Below are 24,448 nucleotides of genomic sequence, written 5' to 3'. Positions count from 1 at the left end.
GGGCCCCCCCCCCGCGGGCCCCCCGCGGGGCGGGGCGGGCGGGGCCCGCCCCCGCGCCCCGCCCCCCCCCCCCCCCCACCACCGGGTTCAGCGGGTGGTGCCGGTGCTGCCGTAGGTGAGCGTGGTGCCGGTGTGGCTGCTCGTGGTCGAGCCCTCGGCGCGGAAGCTGTACGCGCCGCTGAGACCGGTGAGTTTCGGGGTCCAACAGCGGGTCTGGTTCGGAAGCACGATGCCGTTGCCGCCCGCGCTCTCGCAGCCGACGAATTCCGGCAGCCCGTCACGGTCGCGTTCCATGACGGCATCGCCGTAGGTGCTGGCGTTGAGCGGCTGGTTGAGCAGCAGGAAGCCCCAGAACTTGTAATCGCTGTCCCGGCACAACTGGATCTCGCCGACGGAAACGCCGTTGTCGGCGACCACCTTGGCGTGATCCACGCGGACGCCGTAGGTGTTGCCGAACTGGCAGTTCGGCGCGGATTGCGTGGCCGCCTCGGCCGAGGCCGGCAATACAACGGCCGCGGCGATCACCACGGCCGCACTCGTGGCGATCTTGACGATTGTGTTCTTCATTTCTCCCCCGTGGTCGCGATCAGTAGCTGAAGGACACGATTGCGTGCGCGGAACAGATGTCGGTGGTGAGGCTGATGTCCTCACACACCTTGATATCGGCCCGGGCCTGCGTGGCGCCGGCGTGCAGCCGCGTCGACAGCGGGCCGCCGACCGGCTTGAAGCGGGAGTTCCGGCTGCTCTGCACGGATTTGTCGATCACCCAGTCCCACTGACCGGTGTGGTCCTTCTCCCAGAAGGAGAAGTCCACCTGCACGTAGATGGCGTTGCCGTCGTTGAGCATGTCGACCCAGTTGGCGCCGACCGTCGCGTACACGCCGCCATTGTTGGCGAAGTCGCCGTATCCGGCGCCGACCTTGCCGCCGTGGTCGTAGACGTAGACGGTCCCCCAGTGCTGGGTGGCGGCATTGGCGACCGGCGCCGTCACCGACACCAATCCCACCGCGGCGGCACACGCCAGCGCAGTCTTCAGAATCCGAGACATAAGGCGGTTTCCTCCCCGAGACACAACACCCGTTTGCCGGAACGGCACGACAGTAAACCGGCCACACCGGCCCGTCAACTGGCGTGAAGCGGATTAGGCGTGCCCAGTTCACGACAGTTACCGCGGGTAGGATGCCGCCCATGGCAGAGGACATCGCCAGGGGCCCGCTGGCGACGAAGGTGAACCACCTGTTCACGGCGGTCCGCCAAGCGGGGGGCGACGAGTACACCTTCGACGAGGTGGCCGAGGCGATCCGGGCACAGGGCGGCCCGACCATCTCGGCGACCTACCTGTGGCAGCTGCGCAAGGGCCTGCGCGACAACCCGACCAAGCGTCACCTGGAGGCCATCGCCGGCTTCTTCGGCGTGCCGCCGGCGTACTTCTTCGACGACGAGGCGGCCGACCGCATCAACGCGGAACTGGCCCTGCTCAGCGCGCTGCGCGACGCCCCGGTGCGCAACATCGCCCTGCGGGCGCGGGGACTGTCGGCCAAGAGCCTGGAGGCGATCAGCGACATGGTGGACCGGGTCCGCGAGCTGGAGGGCCTGCCCGATCCCCTCGCCGACACGGACCGATGATCGGCAGCGGGCGGAAGCTGCGGCACCGCTGCGCCGCCCTGCTCCGTGACCTGGACCTGCCGGCCACCTTCGACGTGCCGACGCTGTGCGCCGAACTGAGCACGCGCCGGGGCCGCCCGATCATCCGGCTGCCGCTGCCGAATCTGCATGACGTGTGCGGGCTGTGGATCGCCACCGACGCCACGGATCTCATTGCGTACGAACAGAACACGAGCGCCCCGCACCAGCAGCACATCGTGCTGCACGAGATCGGGCACATGCTGTGCGACCACTTCCCGACCACGGTCGACCCGGTGGAGCAGGCCCGGCTGCTCATGCCCGACCTCGACCCGAACCTGATCCGCCGGGTGCTGGGCCGCACCGGCTACTCCAGCGTCGAGGAGCGGGAGGCGGAGGTGCTGGCCTCGCTGCTGAGTCAGCGAACGCTCCCGAGCCGGCCCGAGGATTCCGCCGCCGACCGGTTGCGTTCCGCGCTGGAGAACGACGGTGGATGAGCTGGTGCGCCGCTACGGCCCGGCGCTGCTGGCCTGGGGGCTGCTGCTGTGGTTGCGGCCCAGCCGGAAGCCCGGCCGCCGGCTCGTGCGGGTCTGCGTTCTCGGCCTGGCCGTCTCGCAGACGGCCCTCACCCCGGTCGTCGCCGACTTCACCCCGACCGTGGGCCTGCCCTATGCCGAACGGCTCGTGGGCCACCTCGCACTGCTGCTCGCGGTGTGGGCCGGCGCGCAGATCCTGTTGCGGCTGAACGGAAAGGACGTGCGGGCGCACACGGCGTGGGCGATCTTCGCCGGGGCCGCGATGGTCGTGCTGTTCGCGCTCACCCCGGACCTGTATCCGCAGTCGCCGTGGGTGATGGAGTACTCGCTCGCCTACGCCGCCGCGCTGCTGCCCGAGTTCGCCGTCATCGCCCGGCTGTGTCTGCGGGACGCCCGCCAGGCGCCGGACCGGGTCATGCGGCTCGGTCTCGGGCTGATCGCCGTCGGCATCGCCGCGGCGGCCGCGTACATGATCAGCAAGTCCCTGGTCGCGATCTCCTCCCGGGCCCCGATCGACTTCTCCGTCGGCCGTGGCTACCTGCTGAGCAAGGCCCTGCCGACCGCCGCCCACCTGCTGGTGCTGGCCGGGGTCGCGGCGCCGGCCGTCGCCGGGTGGCTGCGCCGCTACCGCAGCTACCGTCGGCTCGGCCCGCTGTGGCGCGACCTCTACCGGGCCGAGCCGGCCATCGCGCTGGAGCCGCCGGGCCTGCCCACCCTGTTCCCCACCCAGTTGCAGCTGTACCGGCGGGTGATCGAGATCCGGGACGGCCTGCTGGCCATCCGCCCGTACCAGCCGGCCGACGGCCGCGACGAGGCCGCCGCGATCGCCGCCGCCCTGCGGGCCCACCGCGACGGCGAGCCGCCACGCACGGCCGCGGTCACCGTCGACGGCGGCCACGACCTGGGCAGCGACACCGAATACCTCTGCCGGCTGGCCGACGCGTACCGGCGGATCGCCCGGTCGGCGGGGGCTGAGCAGACTCGCTGACCCACCTTCGCCCGTGATGGCCGCCGGCCGAGCGAGCGGAGTTGACGCGCCGTCAATCGGCCGGCGGCTGTTTCACCCGGAGTCCGCCGGTGTGCGCCGTCGGCACATAGCCCTCCGGCGGCCTCGGCAACGCCGCCACGCACTCCGGCGAGCAAGCGTTGACCAGCAGCGGCAACACATCCGTGGCCACGGCCAGCGAGATCCACACCTGGTGCACCTGCCGGATCGGTCCGTCGCAGACACTGCACGTCGCGGTCACGTGCTTGGTGCCGTCCAGGGCCGGGAACGGCATCCGGAACTTGACGTTGCCGTACAGCGCCCGGGTGCTCACCGTGCTGGCCACCAGGTTCGGGCAGCGCGTGATCTCGTACGGGAACCAGTGCAGCCAATACGAGGTGTACGGGTCGAACTCCCATAGACCAGCCATGGCCCCGATCTCCGGCGGTACCGAGCGGAGGTTGCTGCCGTACAGCACCAGCTTCCGCACGTCGGTCAGCCGGCCGATGGTCGGCGGCAGCTCGATCACCTGGCCGCGTTGTTCCTCGGTCAGCTCACGCAGCGGCGCGAACTCCGGGCGGCCGTCCGCCGCCGCCTCGTCGATCAGCTCCAGCAGCCGCAGCCAGCCATCGGCATCGGTGTCCTGCCGTTGCGGGTGGAACCTCACCTCGCGCGGCCGCCGCTTCCGGGCGTGAATGAGGCAGTAACAGCGGTCCTGCATGATCCCTCCCCAGTGACCCGAGAGCGTAGCCGCTGCGGGAACCCCGGGCCCCGAACTCGGCCGGCGACCACCCGGACCTCGACCCCGGCGGTCATCCCCGCGACGCAGCCGGTCATGACCTACGGCACGCACGGCGACATCCCGTCCGCCGAGCTCACGTTCCACATCAACACCTGCTACGTGTGGACGCCGACCGTGGGCAAGCCGGGCCGACGGCAAGGACCTCACCGACACCATCGAACAACGGGCTGCGGTATGTCGCTCAGCGTGACGCGGGCGGGTGGCTAGGGTGTCCGGCGTGACGAATATGTCCCGCTGGTCGGACGAGAACGGCGGCCTGGACTACGGGCTCCTGGTGCTGCGCCTGATGCTGGCGGTCGCGATGGGGGCGCACGGGCTGATGCAGGTGTTCGGCCTGTTCGGCGGCCCGGGCATGGCCGCGTTCACCGCGCAGCTGCAGGGCTTCGGCTTCAGCCGCAACCTGGAGTTCCTGACCTGGCTGACCGGTGTCACCGAGGTCGCCGGGTCGGTGCTGATGGTGATCGGCCTGTTCACGCCGCTGGCCGCGGCCGGGCTGCTCGGCGTGGGCATCAGCGCGGTGCGGGCCAAGTGGGCCGGTGGTTTCGGCCCGGGCGTCGGCTTCGAGCTGGAGGTCACCCTGACGGCGATCGCCTTCGCGCTGCTGCTGACCGGCCCCGGCTGGTACGCGCTGGACCGGCACACGGCGTGGCGGCGCAAGCCCCTGGGCTTCGCGATCGGGGGCATCATTCTGGCCGTGGGCGGGGCTGTGGCGGTGGGGTCGCTCTTCTGACGCCGGGGCCCGACAGAATAGGGCCATGGATGATCAGCTGATGGAGCTGGCCGAAGCGCACGGGGTGGCCACCTGGTACGAGGGCAGCGAGCGGCGCCGGGTCGACGTGTCGGCCGACGTGGTGGTGTCGGTGCTGGGCAAGCTCGGTGTCGACGCGGCCACCCCCGAGGCCGTCCGGACGGCGTTGGCCCAGGTCAGCCGGGACGAGCTGCCCCCGACCATCGTCCTGCGCGAGGGCGAGACCAAGTCCCTCCCCGATGCAGGGAAGGACTCCTTCACTGCGTCCAACGAGGGTAAGGCGTCCTTCCCTGCATCGGGCCGGGCCAGGATTCGCACCGAGGACGGGCGGACCCTCGACATCGGGCAGGAGATTCCCGGGGATCTGCCGCTGGGGTGGCACACGCTGATCGCCGGGGACCGGGAGATCACGCTGGTGGTCGTCCCGAAGAGCCTGCCGGAGCCGCCGAGGACGTGGGGCTGGATGCTCCAGCTGTACTCGATGCATTCCCGCGACTCCTGGGGCTCGGGCGATCTAGCCGACCTGAAGGACTTCGTCACCTGGTCCAAGGACACGGGCGCGGGCGTGGTGCTGCTGAACCCGATGCACGCGGTGGCCCCCGTGCACCCGATCCAGCCCTCTCCCTACTCCCCCAGCAGCCGCCGCCACACGAACCCCGTCTACCTCCGCGTCACGGCCACGAAGGAGTACCTGGAGGCGGATGACGCAACCAAGGCGGCCGTCGATGCGTTGAAGCCGGACGAAGAGCAAGAACTGATCGACTACGACCGGGTCTGGGACGCGAAGATCGCGGCGCTGGAGCTGATCAAGCCGCAGGAGCACCGGCCAGGCGACGACTTCGCCGTCTACTGCGCGCTGGCCGAGCAGCACGGCGCGGACTACCGGGAATGGCCGGCGGAGCTGCGGCACCCGGACGGCCCGGCGGTGCTGGAACAGGCCGACCCGGCCCGGATTTCCTTCCACGCCTGGCTGCAGGAGCTGTGCGACCGGCAGCTGGAAGAGGCCCGGCAGGCGGCGGAGGGCATGGCGGTCGGCATCGTGCACGACCTGCCGGTGGGCGTGGATCCGGGCGGCGCGGACGCCTGGGCGTTGCAAGACGTGCTGGCCCCGGGCGTGACGGTCGGGGCGCCGCCGGACGCCTTCAACCAGCAGGGGCAGAACTGGTCGCTGCCGCCCTGGCACCCGAGGAAGCTGGCCGAGGCGGGCTACAAGCCGTACCGGGACCTGCTCCAGGCGGTGTTCCGACACTCGCAGGGCCTGCGCATCGACCACATCGCCGGCCTGTGGCGGCTGTGGTGGATCCCCGGCGGCGACGCCCGCAAGGGCACGTACGTCCGCTACGACGCCGACGCCATGACCGGCATCCTCGCGCTGGAGGCGCACCGCGCCGGCGCGGCCGTGATCGGCGAGGACCTGGGCACGGTCGAACCCGTCGTCACGGAAACGTTGCACGCCAACAACATGCTGTCCTCGGCGGTGCTGTGGTTCGAACGGGACGACACCGGCGCCATGCTGCCCCAGGCGAGCTGGCCGGAGCGGGCGGCGGCCAGCATCAGCACCCACGACCTGCCGACGGCGGCGGGATTCCTGCGCAGCGAGCACGTCCGCGTGCGGGCCGAGCTCAAGGTCCTCGCCGGCGACGTCGAGGCGGAGTACGCCAACGCCGCCAAGGAGCGCCGGGAGCTGCGGGAACTGCTGGGCATCGACGAGTCCGCGGCCGAGGAGGACGTGATCGTCGCGATGCACGCCTTCCTGGCCGGCACGCCGTGCCGGCTCGTCCTGGCCTCCCCCTACGACGTGATCGGCGAGACCCGCCAGCCCAATTTGCCGGGCACGGTCGACGAGTACCCCAACTGGCGCATCCCGTTCCCGATCCCGCTGGCCTCGTTCATGGCCGACCCCCGCGTGTCACGGGCGGTGAGCACGATGTCCGGACGATGACCGCACATCTGCCCGAAGATCCCCCATGTCATTGCCAGCGACCAGGACGGCTTCCTACCATGCGCAAATAACACAACGTGGTCACGGGCGCAGCCGGACCGCCCCGCCGAGACGAGAGGGGCAAGCATGTCTGTTGCCCGACAAGCGGAAGAGCGGTCCGGGGCGGCGCACCGCCCGCCTCTGCGGTGGTTTCTGACCGAGCCGGCGCGGGGCGCGATGACCTTCGCCTCGCTGCCGTTCGCGGTGCCGCTGCTGTCCCGCGCCCCACGCGGCGACGGCCATGGCGTGCTGCTGTTGCCTGGTCTGCTGGCCGATGACGTCAGCAACCAGGCGCTGCGCTCGTACCTGGCGACCCTCGGCTACACCACGCGCGGCTGGGGTCTCGGCCGCAACACCGGGCCGACCGACGAGGTGCTCGACGGCATGCCGCTGCGGCTGCGGGAGCTGGCCGCCGGGACGGGCGGCCCGGTGTCGCTGATCGGCTGGAGCCTCGGCGGCATCTACGCCCGTGAGCTGGCCCGGGACCATCCGGACCTGGTCCGGCAGGTGATCACCCTGGGCAGCCCGTTCGCCCTGGTCGACCCCCGGCAGAGCCGCGCCGAGTACGCCTTCCGCCGCCGGTCCCGCCGGCACGCCGGCTCGGACCGAGTGCCCAGCCGGGACCAGCTCGGGCAACCGATCCCCGTGCCGTCGACCGCGATCTACTCGAAGGCGGACGGCATCGTGCACTGGCGGACCTGCATGCAGACACCGGCGGCGGACCGGGAGAACATCGAGGTCATGTGCGCCCACCTGGGCTTCGGCGTCGACCCGGCCACGCTGTGGGCGATCGCCGACCGGCTGGCCCAGCCGGCCGACACGTGGCGGCCGTTCCAGCCGCGCGGCTGGGCCCGCGCGTTCTACCCGGTCGCCCGATGACCCACCCGGCGCCGTGGGCGTTCGCCGAGCCATGGGGCGGTCAGGGCTGGGTCACCGACATCGACGGCCCGGTGCACTGGATCGGCTTCGGCGGCGAGGGCGACGCCCCGCCGATCGTGTTCGTGCACGGCCTCGGCGGCTCGCACCTGAACTGGTCCCTGGTCGGCCGGGCGCTGGCTCAGGGCAGGCGAGCCGTCGCCCTCGACCTGCGGGGCTTCGGGCTCACGCCGGGCTTCCCGCGCAGCACGACGATCCGGGCCAACGTGCGCCTGGTCAACCGGTTCATCGCCACGGTCGTCAAGGAGCCGGCGGTGCTCGTCGGCAACTCGATGGGCGGCGTGATCTCCGTGCTCCAGACCCACAACAACCCGGACAGCGTCGCCGGTCTCGTGCTGGTCGACCCGGCCCTGCCGCCCACGTCCACCCGCCCGGACCTGCGGGTGGCCGCCATGTTCATGACCTACATGACGCCCGGCATCGGCGAGCTGTACATGCGGTTCGCGCAGTCGCGGATGTCGTCACGGCAGCTTGTGCAGCGGATGAACGACCTCTGTTTCGGCGATCCGAGCCGGGCCGACGCCAAGATGCTGGACGCGTCGGTGGCCATGACCGAGGAACGCCGGCGGATCCCGGGCAAGGAGCAGTCCTTCCTCAACGCCAGCCGCTCGCTGATGCGGTTCCTGGCCCGGGGCGACCGCTACCGGGACATCCTCAAGGGCCTGCCGGCCCCGGTCCTGCTGATCAGCGGCGACGTCGACCGGCTGGTGCCGATCGCGCTGGCCCGTCAGGTCGCGGCGGCCAATCCGGCCTGGGACAGCGTTTTCCTGACCGGCGTCGGCCACACGCCCCAACTGGAAACACCCGACGCGGTGGTCGACGCCGTGACGGACTGGCTCGCCCGCACCCCAACCATCGCCGGAAAGTGAAGGGTGTCATGCAGCAACTCACCGGACTCGACGCCGCGTTCCTCGCCCTGGAGACGACCAACTCCACCGGCCACGTCGGCGGGGTCTGCCTGCTCGATCCGAGCGACGCGCCGCGGCCGCTGGACCTGGCCCTGCTGACCGAGGTGCTGGGCCAGCGCCTGCCGCTGGTGCCGGTGATGCGCCGCAAGCTGCTGGAGGTGCCGCTCGGGCTGGACCAGCCGTACTGGGTGGACGATCCCGAGTTCGACATCGAGTACCACATCCGGGAGGTGGCGCTGCCGAGTCCGGGCTCGCAGGCCCAGCTCACCGAGCAGCTGGCCCGGCTGCACGCCCGCCCGCTGGACCGGCGCCGCCCGCTGTGGGAGACCTACCTGATCACCGGGCTGGCCGACGGGCTGGTCGCGGTCTACACCAAGGTGCACCACGCGGCGATCGACGGCGTGTCCGGCGCCGAGCTGCTCACCGTGCTGCTGGACCTGAAGCCGGAGGGCCGGAAACTGCCGCCGGCCAAGGAGTTCGTGCCGGCCCGGCCGCCGGGCCCGCTGACGCTGATGACCCGGGCCGCCGCCCGGCTGGCCTGGCGGCCGGTGCAGACGGTGCAGCTGGCCGGCGAGTTCGTGAAGAAGGTGCCGACGCTGGCCCCGCTGGTCAGCCCGCTTGTCGGCGGCCTGCTCGGGCTGAACAGCGGCGACGGCAGCGTCATCCCGACCACCCTGGGCCGGGCGCCGGCCACCCCGTTCAACAAGAAGATCACCCCGCACCGCCGGGTGGCGTTCCGCAGCGTCAGCCTGGCCGACGTCAAGAAGGTGAAGAACGCCTTCGGCACTTCGGTCAACGACGTGGTGATGGCCATGTGCGCGGGCGCGCTGCGGCACTGGCTGGCCGATCACGACGCGCTGCCGGCGAGCCCGCTCAACGCCATGATCCCGGTGTCGGTGCGGGACGAGACGGCCAAGGGCGCGATGGGCAACCGGGTGTCGGCGATGCTGGCCGTGCTGCCGACGAACCTGGAGGACCCGGAGCAGCGGCTGTCCGTGGTGCGCGAGGCGACGAAGATCGCCAAGGCGCAGCAGGCGACGATTCCGCAGGGCCTGGTCGACGACATCTCCGACTTCGCGCCGCCGGCGCTGGCCGCGCGGGCGGCCCGGGTCGTGTTCGCCACCGGCATGATGCACCGCATGCCGCCGTTCAACATCTGCATCTCCAACGTGCCCGGGCCGAACGTGCCGGTGTACATGGCCGGGGCGCGGATGCTGGCGCAGTACCCGCTTTCGGTGATCCTGGACGGGCAGGGCCTCAACATCACCCTGGTGGGCTACCTGGGCCAGCTGCACTTCGGCCTGGTCGCCTGCCGCGAGCTGGTGCCGGACATCGACACCCTGGCCGGGTACCTGATCGACGAGCTGGACCTGCTGCTCAAGGCGGCCGGCTGACACGATCGGACGACGTTGACAGGGCGGGTAGCGTGAGCCCGTAGAAAGGCTTTTCTATCACGCGGAGGTGGCGCTGTGGCGCGGAGGACCGTCGGGGTGGCCATGAACGGGGTGACCGGGCGGATGGGCTACAACCAGCATCTGCTCCGCTCCGTGCTGGCCATTCGGGACCAAGGCGGCCTGACCACCAGCGACGGCACGGTGATCTGGCCGGAGCCGGTCCTCATCGGACGCAACGAGGACCGGATCCGGGCGCTCGCCGAGCGCCACGGCATCGACCGCTGGACCACCGACGTGGCCAAGGCGCTGGCCGAGCCGGACGTGGAGGTCTACTTCGACGCCTCGGTCACCTCCGCCCGCAAGGAGGGTGTGCTGGCGGCGATCGCCGCCGGCAAGCACATCTACTGCGAGAAGCCGACCGCCGAGTCCCTGGACGACGCGCTCCTGCTGGCCCGCACGGCGGCCGAGGCCGGCGTCAAAACCGGTGTGGTGCAGGACAAGCTGTTCCTGCCCGGGCTGCGCAAGCTCAAGCGGCTGGTGGACGGCGGCTTCTTCGGCCGGATCCTGTCGGTGCGCGGCGAGTTCGGCTACTGGGTGTTCGAGGGCGACTGGCAGCCGGCGCAGCGCCCGTCCTGGAACTACCAGGCCGAGCAGGGCGGCGGCATCGTGCTCGACATGTTCTGCCACTGGCAGTACGTGTTGCGCGAGATCTTCGGCCCGGTCCGCAGCGTGCAAGCGCTTACCGCGACCCACATCCCGCAGCGCGTGGACGAGCGGGGCAACGCCTACGAGGCCACCGCCGACGACGCCGCGTACGGGATCTTCCAGCTGGACAACGGAATCGTGGCGCAGATCAACTCCTCCTGGGCCACCCGCGTCAACCGGGACGAGCTCGTCGAGTTCCATGTGGACGGCACCGAGGGCAGCGCCGTCGCCGGCCTGCGGCACTGCCGCGTGCAGCACCGCTCGATCACGCCGAAGGCGGTCTGGAACCCCGATCTCCCCTCCCCCGTGGACTTCCGCGCGCAGTGGCAGGAAGTCCCGGACAACACCGAGTTCGACAACGGCTTCAAGGAGCAGTGGGAGCTGTTCCTGCGCCACGTGGTGCTGGACGAGCCGTGGCACTGGGACCTGCTGGCCGGCGCGCGGGGTGTGCAGCTGGCGGAGCTGGGCCTCCGGTCCGCCGCCGAGGGCCGGCGCATCGACGTCCCGGAGCTGACGCTGTGAACAGCCGGGTCATCTTCGCCGCCGCGCACGTCGTCGCCGATCCCGACGACAACACCACAGTGGACTGGGACGCCACAATGGCCTTCCGACGCCATCTCTGGCGGCTGGGGCTGGGCGTGGCCGAGGCGATGGACACCGCACAGCGGGGCATGGGCCTGAACTGGGCGACCGCGGCCGAGCTGATCCGGCGCAGTGCCGCGGACGCCGCCGCCGGGGGCGGCCTGATCGCCTGCGGCGCCGGCACCGATCAGCTGACCGAACCACCATCCACTCTGGACGAAGTGATCGCGGCGTACACCGAGCAGCTGTCGGTGGTGGAAGCCGCTGGGGCGCAACCGATCCTGATGGCCAGTCGGCAGCTTGCCGCGCTGGCCCGGGATGCCGACGACTACCATGAGGTGTACGGCTGGCTGCTGGGCCAGTTGTCGGACAAGGCGATCCTGCACTGGCTGGGCCCGATGTTCGATCCGGCGCTGGCCGGCTACTGGGGCAGCGAGGACCTGGACAAGGCCACCGAGACGTTCCTGTCGGTGATCGAGGCCAACGCCGAGCGCATCGACGGCGTGAAGATCTCCTTGCTGGACGCCGAACGCGAGATCCAGCTGCGGCGACGGCTGCCCCAGGGCGTGCGCTGCTACACCGGCGACGACTTCAACTACCCCCGGCTGATCACCGGCGACGAGCACGGCCACAGCGACGCCCTGCTCGGTGTCTTCGACCCGCTGGCCGTGGTGGCCGAGCAGGCGATGGGCCGGCTGGACGACGGCGACACCGAGGGCTTCCTGGCCCGGCTGGAGCCCACGGTCGCGTTGGCCCGCCACGTGTTCGAGACGCCGACCCGGTTCTACAAGACGGGCGTGGTGTTCCTGGCCTGGCTCGGCGGCCACCAGGACCACTTCAGCATGATCGGCGGCCTGGAGACGGCACGGTCGCGCGAACATCTGGTGCGCTGCTACGAACTGGCCGCCGAGCTGGACCTGTTCGCCGACCCGGAGTTGGCCGCGAGCCGGGTGGCGTCGCTGTGACTCTCGCCCGGCTCAGCATCAACAGCGAGACGATCAAGCAGTGGTCGTTGGAGGAGCTGGTCGCCGGCTGCGTCGACGCCGGCGTGCCGGGCATCGCCCCCTGGCGCGAGCCGGTCGAGGCTTATGGCCTCCACAAGGCGGCGAGGTTGATACGGGAGGCCGGGCTCAAGGTCACCAGCCTGTGCCGGGGCGGCTTCTACACCGTCGCGGAGCCAGCGCAGCGCGTGAAAGCGCTGGACGACAACCGCCGGGCCATCGACGAGGCAGCTGAACTGAACAGTCCGGTACTGGTCCTCGTCTCCGGCGGGCTGCCAGACAAGGACCTCAAGGGGGCTCGGGCCCGGGTCGCCGACGCGCTGGCCGAGCTGGCGCCGTACGCCGGGGAACGCAAGGTCACGCTGGCCATCGAGCCGCTGCACCCGATGTTCTGCTCCGACCGCTGTGTCGTCTCCACCCTGGGCCAGGCCATCGACCTGGCGTTGCCGTTCCCCAAAGAGCAGGTCGGCGTGGTCGTGGACACCTACCACTGCTGGTGGGAGCCCGACCTGGACGAGCAGATCGGCCGGGCCGGAGCGGCCGGCCGCATCGCGCTGTTCCAGGTCGCGGACTGGATAACCCCGCTGCCCGAGGGCGTGCTGCTGGGCCGCGGCCAACTCGGCGACGGCCACGTCCCGCTGCGCGAGATCCGCGAGAAAGTGGACGCCACCGGCCACGACGGCCCGGTCGAGGTCGAGATATTCAACGCCGCCATGCGGGAACGCAACGGGGCCGAGGTGCTTGCCGAGGTCGTTCAGCGTTACCGTGATCACCTGGTCTGAACAGGACGACACCGGGGGTCCGCATGCCCGTCACGCTGGTCGAGGTCGCCGCCCGCGCGGGCGTGTCGCCGGCCACGGTGTCCCGCGTGCTCAACGGCAACTACCCGGTCGCGGAGAGCACGCGGCAGCGGGTCGAGGAAGCCGTGCGCGAGCTGGACTACGTGGTCAACGCGCACGCACGGGCCCTGCTGCACGCCACCAGCGGCATCGTCGGCGTGGTCCTCAACGACGCCTCCGACCCGTTCTTCGCCGGCATCGCCCGTGGCATCCAGGGCGCGGCGGCGGAGACCAGCCGGCTGTCGGTGATCTGCAACTCCGAGGGCGACCCCGAGCAGGAGTTCGCGTTCCTGGACCTGCTGCGCGGGCACCGGGCCGACGCGGTGATCCTGGTCGGCGCGGCACCCGAGGACGAGGAGTACCGGGCGGCCGCGTCCACACGGGCCAAGGGCATGCTCACCACCGGGACGCGCATGGTGCTGTGCGGGCGGCCCTCCCCCGGCGAGGACGCGCCCGGCCACGTGGTGGAGATCGACAACGAGGGCGGGTCGGCGGCGATCACCCGGCACCTGGTCGAGCTGGGCCACCGGCGCATCGCCTACGTCACCGGCCCGGACGGCCGCACCACCACGACCGCCCGGCTGGCCGGCTTCCGGCGGGCGCTGGCCGACAGCGGCGTCGAGGCGGACGAGAACCTGGTGGTGCACGGCGACTTCAGCCGGCAGGCCGGCCGCGAGGCGGTGGAGCGGCTGCTGGCCGCCGGCCGCGATTTCACGGCCGTGCTGGCGGCCAACGACCTGGTCGCGGCGGGGGCCGTGAGCGCGCTGCGGGCGGCCGGGCGGAGCGTGCCGGACGACGTGTCCGTTGCCGGCTACGACAACCTGCCGACTGCCGTCGACGTGTGGCCGAACCTGACGACCGTGCACGTGCCGCTGGAGGAGATCGGCCGCAAGGCCATCGAGCTGGCGTTCGGCCCGGCCGATCCGCAGACCGTGGTCACGATTCCAACAGCTGTGGTGGTTCGAGATTCGACGGCCGCCCCAGCAACAGGCTGAACACGACCAGCAGCACGACCACCACTGCCGTGGCCGGCACCGCCCACGGCGTCAGCGGCGTGAGCAGGATCAGCGCCGCCGCCCCCAGGTGCACGGCGTCCAGCACGTACTCCTTGCGTGGCCGGACCTGGAGCGCCCAGGCGCTGAGCACGTAGACGGCCACCGGCACGGCGATGGCCCAGCCGATGTGGTCGTGGGCCTCCACCGCCTCCTCCAGCCCGGCGCCGACCGCCGCGGCCGAGGCGAAGACCAGGTAGTGGCTGTAGCCCCAGATGAGCGACGTGCGCAGCGACGTCAGCAGGTAGGAGGCGGGCCGGTCGAAGTACAGCCACCACATGCCGAACACGATCAGCAGCCCGCTCGCGGCCAGTACGGCCAGGTCGGCGATGCCGGTGCCCGCGTCCAGCGCCGCCTGCGTGGCGGCGGTCGCGGCCAGCACCGACTCGCCCAGCACGATGAGCGTGAACAGGCTGTACCGCTCGGTGATGTGGTGCGGGTGCCAGGTGGTCGGCGTGGTGTGCTCGGCCCAGATCGGGACGGCCATCTCCAGCAGGGCGAACACCGGGAACATCCACACCGGCAGCAGCGGCAGGCACAGCCACAGCAGCTGGAGCACGAAGATGCCGACGGCGTAGCGCAGCGCGGTCCGGCGGCGCTCGGGATCGGCCTTGGCCGCCCGCAGCCACTGGCTGACCATGGCCAGCCGCATCACCACGTAGCCGGCGATGACGATCCGGAAATCGTCCTCGAACGCCCGCGGCACGCCGGCCGCCATGATCAGCACGCCGGTGATCTGCAGCAGCGTGGTGGCCCGGTAGACGCCGTCGTCGGTGTCGTAGGCGGTGGCGAACCAGGTGAAGTTCATCCACGCCCACCAGATGCCGAAGAAGATCAGCACGTAGTGCACCACCCCGGGGCCCGGGTGGTCGCTGCCCAGCGCGTGGTGCAGCTGCGCCGCCGCCTGCGAGACGGCGACGACGAAGCAGAGGTCGAAGAACAGCTCCAGCGGGGTCGACACCCGGTGCACCTCGTGCATGCCGCGAGCCCGCATCGGCCGGTACCACGTAGTCACGCCGCATACTCTCACTCACCACCGGCGAGTTCCGCTCGCTGACCCACCGAATGGTCGTTTCCTGCCCATGTCACCGGCTCGACCGGCTGCTCTTCCACCACCGACTCGTCACCATGATCGGCTCCGGCGGTCCGGGTCGGCGCGGCCTCAACGCCTCAACGCTGGGGCGACAGCCGGCACATCGTAGTCCTGGCCTGGCGGACCCGCAGCGCCTGAGGCAAGTCCGGGCAGACCTGGCCGCCTGACCGGTCTTCCGGGCCCGCGACCGGGTTAGCGTCAGGTGTATGTCGGTGCTGTGGGGAATCTCGTTCGACGCGACCCCGATCTCCGGACTCGTGGTCGAGTTCGTGAAGACGGCATCGGTGTTCCGCGACCGCGGCCACCGCGTGCACCTCGATCTGGGCTACGACATCAAGGCCGACAAGAACGCCTTCTTCCGGCCCTATCGGGAAGAGTCCTCGGCCCTGCCGGACTGGGTGCGGCTCGACCGGCCGGATCTGGCGGGAATCGAGGGGTACCACGGGGAATTCGTCGCCGACGTGCTGCGTGAGGTGGTCGGCGCCGGCCGTTCCGAGCTGCTGCCCCGGGTGGAGGCGCTGGCCGTGGCGGTGGCGGACCGGATCGTGGCGGCCTGGCGGCGGGCCGGCGTGACGTTCGTGGTGGTGGAGAACGGCACCCTGCCGGAGAACATCACCTACACCAAGGCCTTGTACCAGGCGATCGAGCGCTACGGGCGGGAAGAGGGCCTGGGGCGCTTCGTGCTCTGGCGCGACCACGACCTGATGTGGCAGAGCGAGCCCGGCACCGGGAAGTACGGCCGGGACCCGTATCCGCACGCCGTGCCGCCGGTCGACTCGCCGCACATCCAGTACGTGGCCCTGCACGACGAGGCCAGGCGGAAAACGCTCTCCTGGGCGCCCGGGCTGCACGACATCGCGGTGCTGCCCAACACCTTCGACCACTCGCCGACCCGGCCCAACCCCGGTTTTCGGCCGCACTTCGGCATTCCCGCCGGCGCCCCGCTGATAGCCCGCTGCACCCGGGTGATCCCACAGAAACGCATCGACCGCGACCTGCACCTGATCGCGCGGCTGCCGGGCGTGTACCTGTTCGTGGCCGGCGATCCCCTGGAGGATCCCGACGAGCACGCGAAGCTGAGACGGCTGGCCGCCGATCTCGGCGTGGCCGACCGGGTGATGTTCGGCGGCCGGCTGGCCCCGCGCGAGGTGCGGAGCGGGCGGGCCTACTCGATCCGGGACCTGTTGGCCGAGGCCACCCTGGCCTCGTTCCTCACCTCGTACGACTACGAGAGCTACGGCAACCCGATCGGCGAGGCCATCGCCTCCGGGGTGCCCTACCTGACCAGCGACTACGAGCTGTACCACACGGTGTACGGGCATCTCGGCTGCCGGGCCCCGATGCTGACCGCCGACCTGCCGGACCAGTCCTTTGTGGACAGCGTCGCCGAACTGCTGCTGGACGAAGGGAAGCGTGCCCGCATGGCGGAACACAACCACCGGATCGGTCGCGAGCACTTCGACCGGGACCGGACCGAGCAGCTGGTCGACGACATGCTGGCCACCCGGGCCCGACTGGCCGTGGTGCTGCCCGTGTTCAACGAGGCGCACAACCTGCCGGCCGTGCTGGACAGTCTCCTCGCCCAGGAACTGGACCAGGAGCTGTACGAGATCGTGTTGGTGGACAACAACTCCACCGACGACACGGTGGCCATCGCCCGGTCCTTCGCCGCCGCCCACCCGGAGCTGAAGATCCACCTGCTCGACGAGGCCGAGCAGGGCGTGGCCTGCGCCCGCAAGGCCGGCATGGACTTCGCGGCCAAGCGCCTCGGCCGCGCCGCCGGCACCCGCTACTACCTGGTGTCGGCCGACGCCGACTGCCGGGTGGACCGGCGCTGGCTGCCGGAGCTGTTCCGCACCATGGAGGCCAACAAGGCGGCCATCGGCGTCTGCGACTACTACTACAACCCCGAGCACTTCACCGCGCGGCCTCGGCTGTGGGACGCGATCCAGCGCACCCTGCGCTGCCGGGCCGTGACCTTCGCGCTGTTCGGTGGTTTCCCCGACGGCAAGGGCTTCGCCGTGGACCGGGACGTCTACGAGAAGGTCGGCGGCATCGAGATCTTCTACCAGCTGCACAACGGCCGCTTCGTCAACCACCTCTCCGACGACTGGGACTTCGGCATCCGGGTCCGCGGCTCGGGCGAGGACATCGTGTACGCGCCGACCTCGCGCGTGGAGATCAACCCGCGCCGGGTCGACCACGCCATCGACGAGGTGATCACCGGCCGGGCCTACGGCAACGACGGCATCATCGTCATGCGGGACATTCGGCCCGAGCGGGCCAGCAGCCGCGACATCGACCTGACCGAGGCGGAAGCCCAGCAGGCGTGGGAGTTCTCCATCAAGGACTTCACGCCCAAGAACACCATCCTGCCGCTGCTGCTGACACCGTCCCTTCTGGACTCGGCCGACGTGATCGAGTTCTTCGGCGCCGACCTGGCCCAGCGGCTGCACGAGCGCATCGAGGAGATCGCCGACGAGATGCGGGTCGTCGACTTCACCCCGATCCACGTCTACAAGACGCCGTCCTACCGCCTTTACTTCGAGTTCGCCGACGAGATCTTCGCCCGGCTACGGGCAACCGTCGGCGAGGACATCGGCCACCCGCCGCCGTTGCCGGCCTGCTTCGACGAGGTGCCGCCGGACCGGTTCCGGGAGTTCGTGCGCTACTACTGCGAGGACCGCGAATCGGGCGAGGCCCACAACCACTTCGGCAACGGCGGGGTGTTCTGATGCTGGACGCGTTGTTGGAGAAGGAGAACGCCCATCTGCTGGAGTACGTGACGCAGGATCCCTTCGGCGCGCACGTGTTTCCCGGCGACACCCCCGACTACTCCCCCGAGGCCTTCCTGGCCGACCTGGACCTCCAGCTGCGGGACACCGCACCGATCCACCTCTGGTCGTACATCCCGACCTGCGCCTACCGCTGCCGGTTCTGCCAGTACCCGGTCGTGCTGGTCAAGGGCGATCCGAGCAAGCTGACCCAGTGGGCCGACTGGAACATGCGGGAAGCCCTGCTGTGGCTGGACAAGGTGCCTGCGCTGGCGTCGGCGCCGATCGGCGAGTTCAACGTCTTCGGCGGCACGCCGTCGCTGCTGCCGCCGTCGGATATCGCCCGGTTGCTCAACTTCTACCGCTCACACTTCAACTTCGGCCCGGAGACCACGGTTCGGTTCGAGGGCGATCCCAGCACGTTCACGGTGGAGAAGCTGGAGTTGTTGGCGTCCTTGGGATGCACCAAGCTGTCCTGCGGCGTGCAGTCGTTCGACGACCCGGTGCTGAAGCTGTGCGGCCGGGAGCACACGTCCCAGATGTGCGTGGACTTCATCCGCCAGGCGCAGCGGGTCGGGTTCGAGCGGATCAGCATCGACCTGATGTACGGCCTGCTCGACCAGACCGTCGACAGCGTCCGCCGCGATCTCGACGTGGTGCTGGAGACCGGCGTGAACTCGGTGGTGTGCACCAAGTTGCACCTCAAGTCGTACGCCGAGACGCGGACCGGTGTCGCCGGCGAGAAGCCCGCGGCCTGGCAGGTCGACAGCTACCGGGCGCGCCTGGAGAAGGACGGCCACTTCTGGCCGACGCTGGACGAGCAGTACGAGATGCGGGCCGTGCTGACCGAGGGCCTGCGCGCCGCCGGCTACGTCGAGCACCCCACGATGTACTTCGCGTCCGGTGGAATCGGCCCGGAGAAGTGGAAGTCCATCATGGTCGACCAGGACCGCCAGGACGCCGAGGTGGCCATCGGCCTCGGCGGCAGCTCCAGCTGCCGGCGCTCCGAGGCGATCACCGACGTCAACTGGCAGACCTACGCCGCCGCCGTCGAGGCCGGCCGGGTCCCCCTCGGCTCGGCCACCGCCTTCTCCCCCGAGGGCCAGGAGACCCGGGCCATCAAGATGGCGCTGACGTCCTTGCAGCCGTTGCGGGATTCCTTGCACCGCAAGCGTTTCGGCCACTCCCTGTTCGACGAGCCGTGGGCCGGCCGGTTCCGTTCCCTTGCCGATCGCGGCTTCGCCCGGCTCACGGAGGACGCCGTGACGCTCACTCCGGTCGGGGAAACCCTGGTGGAGGCCATCATCAACACGGAGTTCTGAGCCGTCAGGACTTGAGCAGCGACTGCCGCGCCGACTCCGCCAGCCAGGCCTGGGCGCGGTCGAAGTCCCAGCCGCGGTGGCCGACCATCGTGTACCAGCCGGGGCGGCCCAGGTAGAACCACAGCACGTCCAGCGCGCCGCCCCGGTCGAGCTTGAGGGCGTCCAGCTCGATGAGCCGGTCGACCACCGCGGCCAGGGCGGCCAGGTAGGACGCCTCGGCCTCGGCCAGCACCGCCTCCGCGCACGGCTCACCCAGGTTTCCGCTGGTCAGAGACCAGACGAGGTCCCAGTGGCGCTCGTGCGAGTCCCGGGTGCCGGCGGCCAGCAGGCCGATGACCTCGTGCGGATCGTCCGTGGCCAGGACGCCGGCCAGGGTCCGTTCGACGGCCGGATCGGTGACCGCCGGCTCCAGCACCGCCCGCAGGATCGCCGCCTTGCCGCCGGTGCTGCCATACACCGTCGGCACGGCCACGCCCGCCGCCGAGGCGATGTCGGCGACGGTCACCTTGTCGTAGCCCTCGGACACGAACAGCCGGCCCGCGGCGTCGAGGATCGCCGCGCGCGTGGCCTCCGCGGCGTCCCGGCGCCGGGGCGAGTGGTAGGTGCGCATCGCCTCCGATGGTACATCGGTCATAGGTATGTATATTGACAATAGGATCCTATGTTCAACGGAGGCTTGCGATGAAAATCGGCTTCGACCTACCGCATGTCGGCATCCACGCGCACCGCCCCGACGGCATCGCCCTGTTCGCCCGTGAGGTCGAACGGCTGGGGGCGGACAGCCTGTGGGTCGGCGACCGCCTGTTCGCCGCGGTCGACCCGCAGGTCAACTACCCCGGCGTCGACGGCATCCCGGCCGAGTTCCGGTCCAGCCTCGACCCGTTCGCGGTGCTCTCGATCGCCGCCGCTGCCACCACCCGGCCGCTGCTGGGCACCAGCGTGCTCATCGCCCCCTGGTACGCGCCGCCGCTGCTGGCCCGGTCGCTGGCCTCCATCGACCAGTTCAGCGGCGGGCGGCTGATCGCCGGCCTCGGCATCGGCTGGGCGCCCGAGGAGTACAGCGCTGTGGGCGTGTCGATGAGCGAGCGCGGGGCCCGGCTCGACGAGAGCCTCGACGCGCTGGAGGCGTACTGGACGACCAACCCCGTCGAGCACAAGGGCCGGTTCTCCAACACGCCGCCGAGCTGGGTCGACATCAAGCCCGCGCACCGGATTCCCGTCTACCTGCCGGCCTTCTCCCCCGCCGGCATCGCCCGCGCGGCCCGCCGGGCCGACGGCATCCTGCCCGCGACCGCGCCGGGCTTCTTCGACCCGGCCATGATCACCGGCCTACTGGGACAGGTGCGGGCCGGGGCCGAGCAGGCCGGCCGGAACCCCGCGGACATCGACGTCATCCTGCGGGTCAACACCAAGGCCGGCGAGTCCGTGGAGAGCATCGTCGACGTGCTGGTGCGGGCCCGCGACGAGGCCGGCGTCGAACACGCGTTCGTGGACCTGACCTTCCGCGACCGGGCCGACAGCGTCGAACACGCCATCGAGCTGGCCGGGCAGATCCTGGAGCAGGCCAGGTGACCCGGTTCGAGGGCGAGGCTCCGCGAGCAAGGCCCCTGGAAAGCTAGGCCGTGACGGCGGCGCGGACGCCCAGCGTCACCAGAACCACGGCGGTGACGCGTTTCGCCCAGCGGCGGAACACATCCGTGCTCGGCAGCTTGCCCACCACGAACGCCCACATGGACAGCCAGACCAGGGCCAACACGGCGTGCGCGGTGACCAGGACGTAGATCTGCACGGCCAGATCGTCCTGCGGTGTGACGAATTGCGGCACGAGCGTGAGGTAGATGGCCGCGGCCTTGGGGTTGAGGACGTTGGCCAGCACGGCCCGCACGTAGGTCGGCTCGGTGCGAGGCCGGGTTTTCGGCGCTCGGCCGGCGAACCAGGTCCACAGGCCGAGGCCGATCAGGTAGACCGCCCCGACCACGCGGACCACCGCGAAGGCTTCGCTGGACTGCATCACGATCGCCGACAGGCCCAGCACGGCCAGCGTGGCGTGCACGTACAAACCGGTGATGGTGCCGCCGATCACCGGCAGCGCCCGGCGCCGGCCGCCCTGGATCAGCAGGGCGACACTGGCGCCGGGCGTGGCCGTGATCGGGAAGACGGCGGCCAGGAACCCGGCGACGGCGTAGGGCTCGATCATGCGACCCGGAAGTGCGTGGTGATCCGGTCGTCCTCGACGACGTGGAACGCGACGCCGGGCGGCTGGGCCCAGTTGTCCAGCGAGCCGCCCTCCCAGGCCATGCGCAGCGCGAACGTCACCGCCGGCGCGACGATCAGCGGCTTGCCGGCGAACGTTGTGGCGCAAGCGGTGTGGGCGTGGCCGGCCAGGACCGCGATCACCTGTGGACGGTCCTGCACCAGCGCCGCCAGGCGGTCCGGCTCGTGCAGCAGGATGCCGTCGATGAACGGCTCGTGCATCGGGGCCGGCGGATGGTGCAGCGCGATCAGGGTCGGCGTCTCGTCCCGCAGGTGATCACGGATCCAGCCGACCGTCTCGTCGTCAAGGAAGCCGTGCCCCCGCCCCGGCACCGTGCCGTCGACCATCAGGATGTCGACGCCGCCGACCGTGTGCCGGCGGTTGATCGGACCGCCCGTCGGCTCCTCGCCCAGCAGCGCCTTGCGGTACGGGCCGCGGACGTCGTGGTTGCCCGGGCACAGCAGCACCGGCATCGCGACCGTGGTGAACAGCTGTGCCACCTCTTCGTACTCCACCTCGGCGCCGTGATCGGCGAGGTCGCCAGTCACCAGCAGCGCGTCCACCGGCCGTTGCAGGCCGTCGAGGTAGTCCATCACCCGCCGCGCCCGGGCCGTCGCCCGCTCGGACCCGTCCAGATGCAGGTCGCTGATCTGCGCCAACAACACCATTCTGTTCCCCCCTAACGGAAGCGACGGCGCCTTCCGTTAGATCACGCTAGGGTTTCGACAAACGGGCGGTCAAGCAAAAGGCCCGCACTCAGCGCCGGTCGCGGGACATCAGGGTGGTGAGGGCGTCGTCGACGCTGACCCACAGCTCTTCCACGCCCGGCGGCACCAGGTCGTAGGTGTGGTCCAGGAACTCGGCCAGGTCCTCCGCGTAGGCCTCGAACATGGCCATGCCGGCCGGCGAGCTCACGACCAGCGACACCAACTCGATGTGATCGTCGGCCGGGCCCACCCGGACATCGCCCTCGCCCACCTCGGTGAGCAGGCCGTCGGCCAGCAGGTCCCGGGAGAAGCACCACTCCACCGTGCCCGACGGGCCGCAGCGGAACGCCGCCGTCACCGCATACGGGTCGCGGGTGTCGTAGCTGAGCTCGACCTCGACCCGGACCGGCCACCCTCGTGGCACGAGCAGCGCCAGCATCACCGTCGCGCGGAGCGTCGCATGGTCGTTGTGCAAGGTCTTCCACTCCTCGGACTGCCGTGGCAACCGTAGGACTATGCCCCCACCCGGCCCAGCCGCGCAGCCGCTGTTCCGAGGTGCGGAACATTTCCGACTCTCGGCGCGCAGACAGCGGCCCTTGATCGCCGCTACGCTGCGGCGCATGACCGCTTCCTCCCTGCCGGAGACGGATCCTGTCGCCGCGCGACGCCCCCAGTACCTCGCCGACATCGCCGCCGGGCTCGACCGCTTCTTCGAGCCCCGCCGCAGCGACTGCCCCTGGTGCTCGTCGGCCCGCCTCACCACGCGGCTACGCACCGTGGACCTGTTGCAGCACAAGCCCGGCCGGTTCGAACTGTCCCAATGCGCCGACTGCCACCACATCTTCCAGAACCCCCGGCTCAGCCTCGCCGGCCTCGAGTTCTACTACCGTGACTGCTACGACGGTCTCGGCGAACAGCAGATGGCCGCCATGTTCGAAGGCAACACCACCGGCCTCCAGGACCGCGCCGCGCTGCTCACCAAACACCACGCCCCCAAGCGTTGGCTCGACGTCGGCACCGGCCACGGCCACTTCTGCAAGGCCGCCTCGGAAGTGTTGCCCGACACCGAGTTCCACGGCCTCGACATGAGCGCCGGCGTCGAGCTCGCACAGGAGAAGGGCTGGATCACCCGCGCCTACCGCGGCAACTTCCCCGAGATGACCGCCGAGCTCGCCGGCAACTACGACGCGCTCAGCATGTTCCACTATCTGGAGCACACCCTCGACCCCCGCGCTGAGCTGTCCGCCGCAGCCGCCGTCCTGCCGCCCGGCGGCCACCTCGTGATCGAACTCCCCGACCCCGAGAGCCGTTGGGGCCGCCTGCTCGGCCGCTACTGGATGCCCTGGTTGCAGCCCCAGCACCTCAACCTCATGCCCATTCAGAATTTGTGTGCGGCGGCCGAAGAAGTCGGCTTCACGGTCGTGGAGGAGCAGCGGGCCGAGCCGCACGGATCCATGGACATGATCGCCGCCGTCATGCTGTGGGCCAACTGGGTCGTCGGCGGCAACAACGTGCCCTGGCAGCCCAAGCCACCCAGCCGACTCCATCGCCTGGCCCGCAAGGCCAGCATGATCGTGTCGGTGCCGCTGATGGTGCTGGCATTGGTGGGCGACAAGGTCTTTGCGCCATGGGGGCGTAAGCACGGGTGGTCGAATGCGTACCGGGTGCTGTTGGTGCGGTCGTAGGGGTTGGTTGGTTGGTTGGTTGGTTGGTAGTTGGTTAGTTGAGTTGGTTAGTTGAGTTGGTTAGTTGGTTGGCGGCCGTGGTGGTGCGTCGGGTGTCCGCACCGCGCGGTTGCCGGTCGGCTGGTTGCCAGGTATGACAGGGAGACGGCCGGCGTTGCCTCGTGATCGGCGGCCTGGCCGGACTGTCGGAGCTGCTGACTGCCCGCAGGTTGTCAGCGGCTGAGCCTGGTCGGCGTGATGGACGTCCGCGCCGCGATACACGGCCTCGGTCTGTAGGCCCTATCCGGCGCCGACTTCTGAGTCGCGGTGGTGCGTCGGGCGTCCGCACCGCGCAGTTGCCGTCTCCGCCCACTCTCTCTTCGGCATGCGGTGCTGGAGTGGCAGGGGCGCGAGGTGGGTGGAGGGGCGAGTTGCATTGCGCGGCATCGGGTGGGTGGGTGCGCGCGTTTACTGATGGCTTGGGACGGGTCGGAAGGTGGGGGCTCGATCATGGTGAGGGAAGCGTTGCAAGGGAGGCTGGA

General features: G+C 70.5%; 24 protein-coding genes. 16 read left to right on the top strand and 8 right to left on the bottom strand.

Going from position 1 to position 24,448, the window contains the following annotated elements:
• Positions 1-87: 87 nt before the first annotated feature.
• Both AB0M73_RS16420 and AB0M73_RS16415 read right to left on the bottom strand, forming a co-directional pair.
• Positions 88-567 (bottom strand): hypothetical protein, encoded by a 480-nt coding sequence (locus tag AB0M73_RS16420; protein ID WP_363891434.1) that lies wholly within the window; start codon positions 565-567, stop codon positions 88-90.
• Positions 568-586: 19 nt separating this feature from the next.
• Complete coding sequence (locus AB0M73_RS16415; RefSeq protein ID WP_363891433.1) at positions 587-1,048, bottom strand: hypothetical protein; 462 nt, start codon at positions 1,046-1,048, stop codon at positions 587-589.
• Positions 1,049-1,188: 140 nt separating this feature from the next.
• Between AB0M73_RS16415 and AB0M73_RS16410 the strand changes: the two genes are divergently transcribed.
• From AB0M73_RS16410 to AB0M73_RS16400, 3 genes are read left to right on the top strand one after another with little or no spacing between them, the layout of a single operon-like run.
• The gene (locus tag AB0M73_RS16410) at positions 1,189-1,626 is read left to right on the top strand and encodes a helix-turn-helix domain-containing protein (RefSeq protein ID WP_363891432.1); all 438 of its coding nucleotides are present in this window, start codon (positions 1,189-1,191) and stop codon (positions 1,624-1,626) included.
• Positions 1,623-2,120: a hypothetical protein gene (locus tag AB0M73_RS16405; RefSeq protein WP_363891431.1), complete on the top strand. Its 498-nt coding sequence runs from the start codon at positions 1,623-1,625 to the stop codon at positions 2,118-2,120. Before AB0M73_RS16410 ends, AB0M73_RS16405 begins: the two co-directional genes overlap by 4 nt.
• Positions 2,113-3,147: an MAB_1171c family putative transporter gene (locus AB0M73_RS16400; RefSeq protein ID WP_363891430.1), complete on the top strand. Its 1,035-nt coding sequence runs from the start codon at positions 2,113-2,115 to the stop codon at positions 3,145-3,147. Before AB0M73_RS16405 ends, AB0M73_RS16400 begins: the two co-directional genes overlap by 8 nt.
• 52 nt (positions 3,148-3,199) lie before the next feature.
• Here AB0M73_RS16400 and AB0M73_RS16395 read toward each other — a convergent pair whose 3' ends face one another.
• The gene (locus AB0M73_RS16395) at positions 3,200-3,865 is read right to left on the bottom strand and encodes a leucine-rich repeat domain-containing protein (RefSeq protein WP_363891429.1); all 666 of its coding nucleotides are present in this window, start codon (positions 3,863-3,865) and stop codon (positions 3,200-3,202) included.
• Between the two features lie 307 nt (positions 3,866-4,172).
• On the opposite strand from AB0M73_RS16395, the gene AB0M73_RS16390 reads away from it, so the two are divergent.
• The 9 genes from AB0M73_RS16390 (at position 4,173) to AB0M73_RS16350 (ending at position 14,035) form a co-directional block, all read left to right on the top strand.
• Positions 4,173-4,676, top strand: a complete 504-nt coding sequence (locus AB0M73_RS16390; protein WP_363891438.1) for a DoxX family protein — start codon at positions 4,173-4,175, stop codon at positions 4,674-4,676.
• A 25-nt stretch (positions 4,677-4,701) separates the two neighbouring features.
• The gene (locus tag AB0M73_RS16385) at positions 4,702-6,636 is read left to right on the top strand and encodes a 4-alpha-glucanotransferase (RefSeq protein ID WP_363891428.1); all 1,935 of its coding nucleotides are present in this window, start codon (positions 4,702-4,704) and stop codon (positions 6,634-6,636) included.
• A gap of 126 nt (positions 6,637-6,762) precedes the next feature.
• Positions 6,763-7,554 (top strand): alpha/beta hydrolase, encoded by a 792-nt coding sequence (locus AB0M73_RS16380; RefSeq protein ID WP_363891427.1) that lies wholly within the window; start codon positions 6,763-6,765, stop codon positions 7,552-7,554.
• Positions 7,551-8,480, top strand: a complete 930-nt coding sequence (locus AB0M73_RS16375) for an alpha/beta hydrolase (protein WP_363891426.1) — start codon at positions 7,551-7,553, stop codon at positions 8,478-8,480. The genes AB0M73_RS16380 and AB0M73_RS16375 overlap by 4 nt, the downstream gene beginning before the upstream one ends.
• Before the next feature lie 8 nt (positions 8,481-8,488).
• Entirely contained in the window at positions 8,489-9,913 is a 1,425-nt protein-coding gene (locus AB0M73_RS16370; RefSeq protein WP_363891425.1) for a wax ester/triacylglycerol synthase family O-acyltransferase, read from the top strand.
• A 75-nt stretch (positions 9,914-9,988) separates the two neighbouring features.
• Entirely contained in the window at positions 9,989-11,140 is a 1,152-nt protein-coding gene (locus AB0M73_RS16365) for a Gfo/Idh/MocA family oxidoreductase (RefSeq protein WP_363891424.1), read from the top strand.
• Entirely contained in the window at positions 11,137-12,165 is a 1,029-nt protein-coding gene (locus AB0M73_RS16360; protein WP_363891423.1) for a dihydrodipicolinate synthase family protein, read from the top strand. The genes AB0M73_RS16365 and AB0M73_RS16360 overlap by 4 nt, the downstream gene beginning before the upstream one ends.
• Positions 12,162-12,983, top strand: a complete 822-nt coding sequence (locus AB0M73_RS16355; RefSeq protein ID WP_363891422.1) for a sugar phosphate isomerase/epimerase family protein — start codon at positions 12,162-12,164, stop codon at positions 12,981-12,983. Before AB0M73_RS16360 ends, AB0M73_RS16355 begins: the two co-directional genes overlap by 4 nt.
• Before the next feature lie 23 nt (positions 12,984-13,006).
• Positions 13,007-14,035 (top strand): LacI family DNA-binding transcriptional regulator, encoded by a 1,029-nt coding sequence (locus AB0M73_RS16350; RefSeq protein WP_363891421.1) that lies wholly within the window; start codon positions 13,007-13,009, stop codon positions 14,033-14,035.
• Here the strand turns inward: AB0M73_RS16350 and AB0M73_RS16345 are convergent.
• Complete coding sequence (locus AB0M73_RS16345) at positions 13,977-15,107, bottom strand: low temperature requirement protein A (protein WP_363891420.1); 1,131 nt, start codon at positions 15,105-15,107, stop codon at positions 13,977-13,979. The two genes, AB0M73_RS16350 and AB0M73_RS16345, sit on opposite strands and share 59 nt — an antisense overlap.
• Before the next feature lie 284 nt (positions 15,108-15,391).
• Between AB0M73_RS16345 and AB0M73_RS16340 the strand changes: the two genes are divergently transcribed.
• Positions 15,392-17,920: a glycosyltransferase gene (locus AB0M73_RS16340; RefSeq protein WP_363891419.1), complete on the top strand. Its 2,529-nt coding sequence runs from the start codon at positions 15,392-15,394 to the stop codon at positions 17,918-17,920.
• Positions 17,920-19,281 (top strand): radical SAM protein, encoded by a 1,362-nt coding sequence (locus AB0M73_RS16335; RefSeq protein WP_363891418.1) that lies wholly within the window; start codon positions 17,920-17,922, stop codon positions 19,279-19,281. Before AB0M73_RS16340 ends, AB0M73_RS16335 begins: the two co-directional genes overlap by 1 nt.
• Positions 19,282-19,285: 4 nt before the next feature.
• On the opposite strand, the gene AB0M73_RS16330 is transcribed toward AB0M73_RS16335, so the two are convergent.
• Positions 19,286-19,891, bottom strand: a complete 606-nt coding sequence (locus AB0M73_RS16330; protein WP_363891417.1) for a helix-turn-helix domain-containing protein — start codon at positions 19,889-19,891, stop codon at positions 19,286-19,288.
• A gap of 71 nt (positions 19,892-19,962) precedes the next feature.
• Between AB0M73_RS16330 and AB0M73_RS16325 the strand changes: the two genes are divergently transcribed.
• On the top strand, positions 19,963-20,853 hold the full coding sequence (locus AB0M73_RS16325; protein ID WP_363891416.1) for a TIGR03619 family F420-dependent LLM class oxidoreductase: 891 nt from the start codon (positions 19,963-19,965) through the stop codon (positions 20,851-20,853).
• 43 nt (positions 20,854-20,896) lie between these two features.
• On the opposite strand, the gene AB0M73_RS16320 is transcribed toward AB0M73_RS16325, so the two are convergent.
• The 3 genes from AB0M73_RS16320 to AB0M73_RS16310 all read right to left on the bottom strand — a co-directional run bounded on the left by AB0M73_RS16320 (position 20,897) and on the right by AB0M73_RS16310 (position 22,717).
• Positions 20,897-21,478, bottom strand: coding sequence for a LysE family translocator (locus AB0M73_RS16320; RefSeq protein ID WP_363891415.1), 582 nt, complete (start codon positions 21,476-21,478; stop codon positions 20,897-20,899).
• A complete protein-coding gene (locus AB0M73_RS16315; RefSeq protein ID WP_363891414.1) occupies positions 21,475-22,203 on the bottom strand; it encodes a metallophosphoesterase in 729 nt (242 codons plus the stop codon). The genes AB0M73_RS16320 and AB0M73_RS16315 overlap by 4 nt, the downstream gene beginning before the upstream one ends.
• Positions 22,204-22,291: 88 nt before the next feature.
• Positions 22,292-22,717, bottom strand: a complete 426-nt coding sequence (locus AB0M73_RS16310) for an SsgA family sporulation/cell division regulator (protein WP_363891437.1) — start codon at positions 22,715-22,717, stop codon at positions 22,292-22,294.
• A gap of 145 nt (positions 22,718-22,862) precedes the next feature.
• On the opposite strand from AB0M73_RS16310, the gene AB0M73_RS16305 reads away from it, so the two are divergent.
• Positions 22,863-23,927, top strand: a complete 1,065-nt coding sequence (locus AB0M73_RS16305; protein ID WP_363891413.1) for a class I SAM-dependent methyltransferase — start codon at positions 22,863-22,865, stop codon at positions 23,925-23,927.
• The last annotated feature ends 521 nt before the right edge of the window (positions 23,928-24,448 follow it).

Origin of the sequence: Kutzneria sp. NPDC051319 (assembly GCF_040682195.1) — a bacterium.
Lineage (GTDB): Bacteria > Actinomycetota > Actinomycetes > Mycobacteriales > Pseudonocardiaceae > Kutzneria.
Note: the sequence above shows the minus strand (reverse complement) of the source record. Positions and strands in the feature narration are given on the sequence as shown.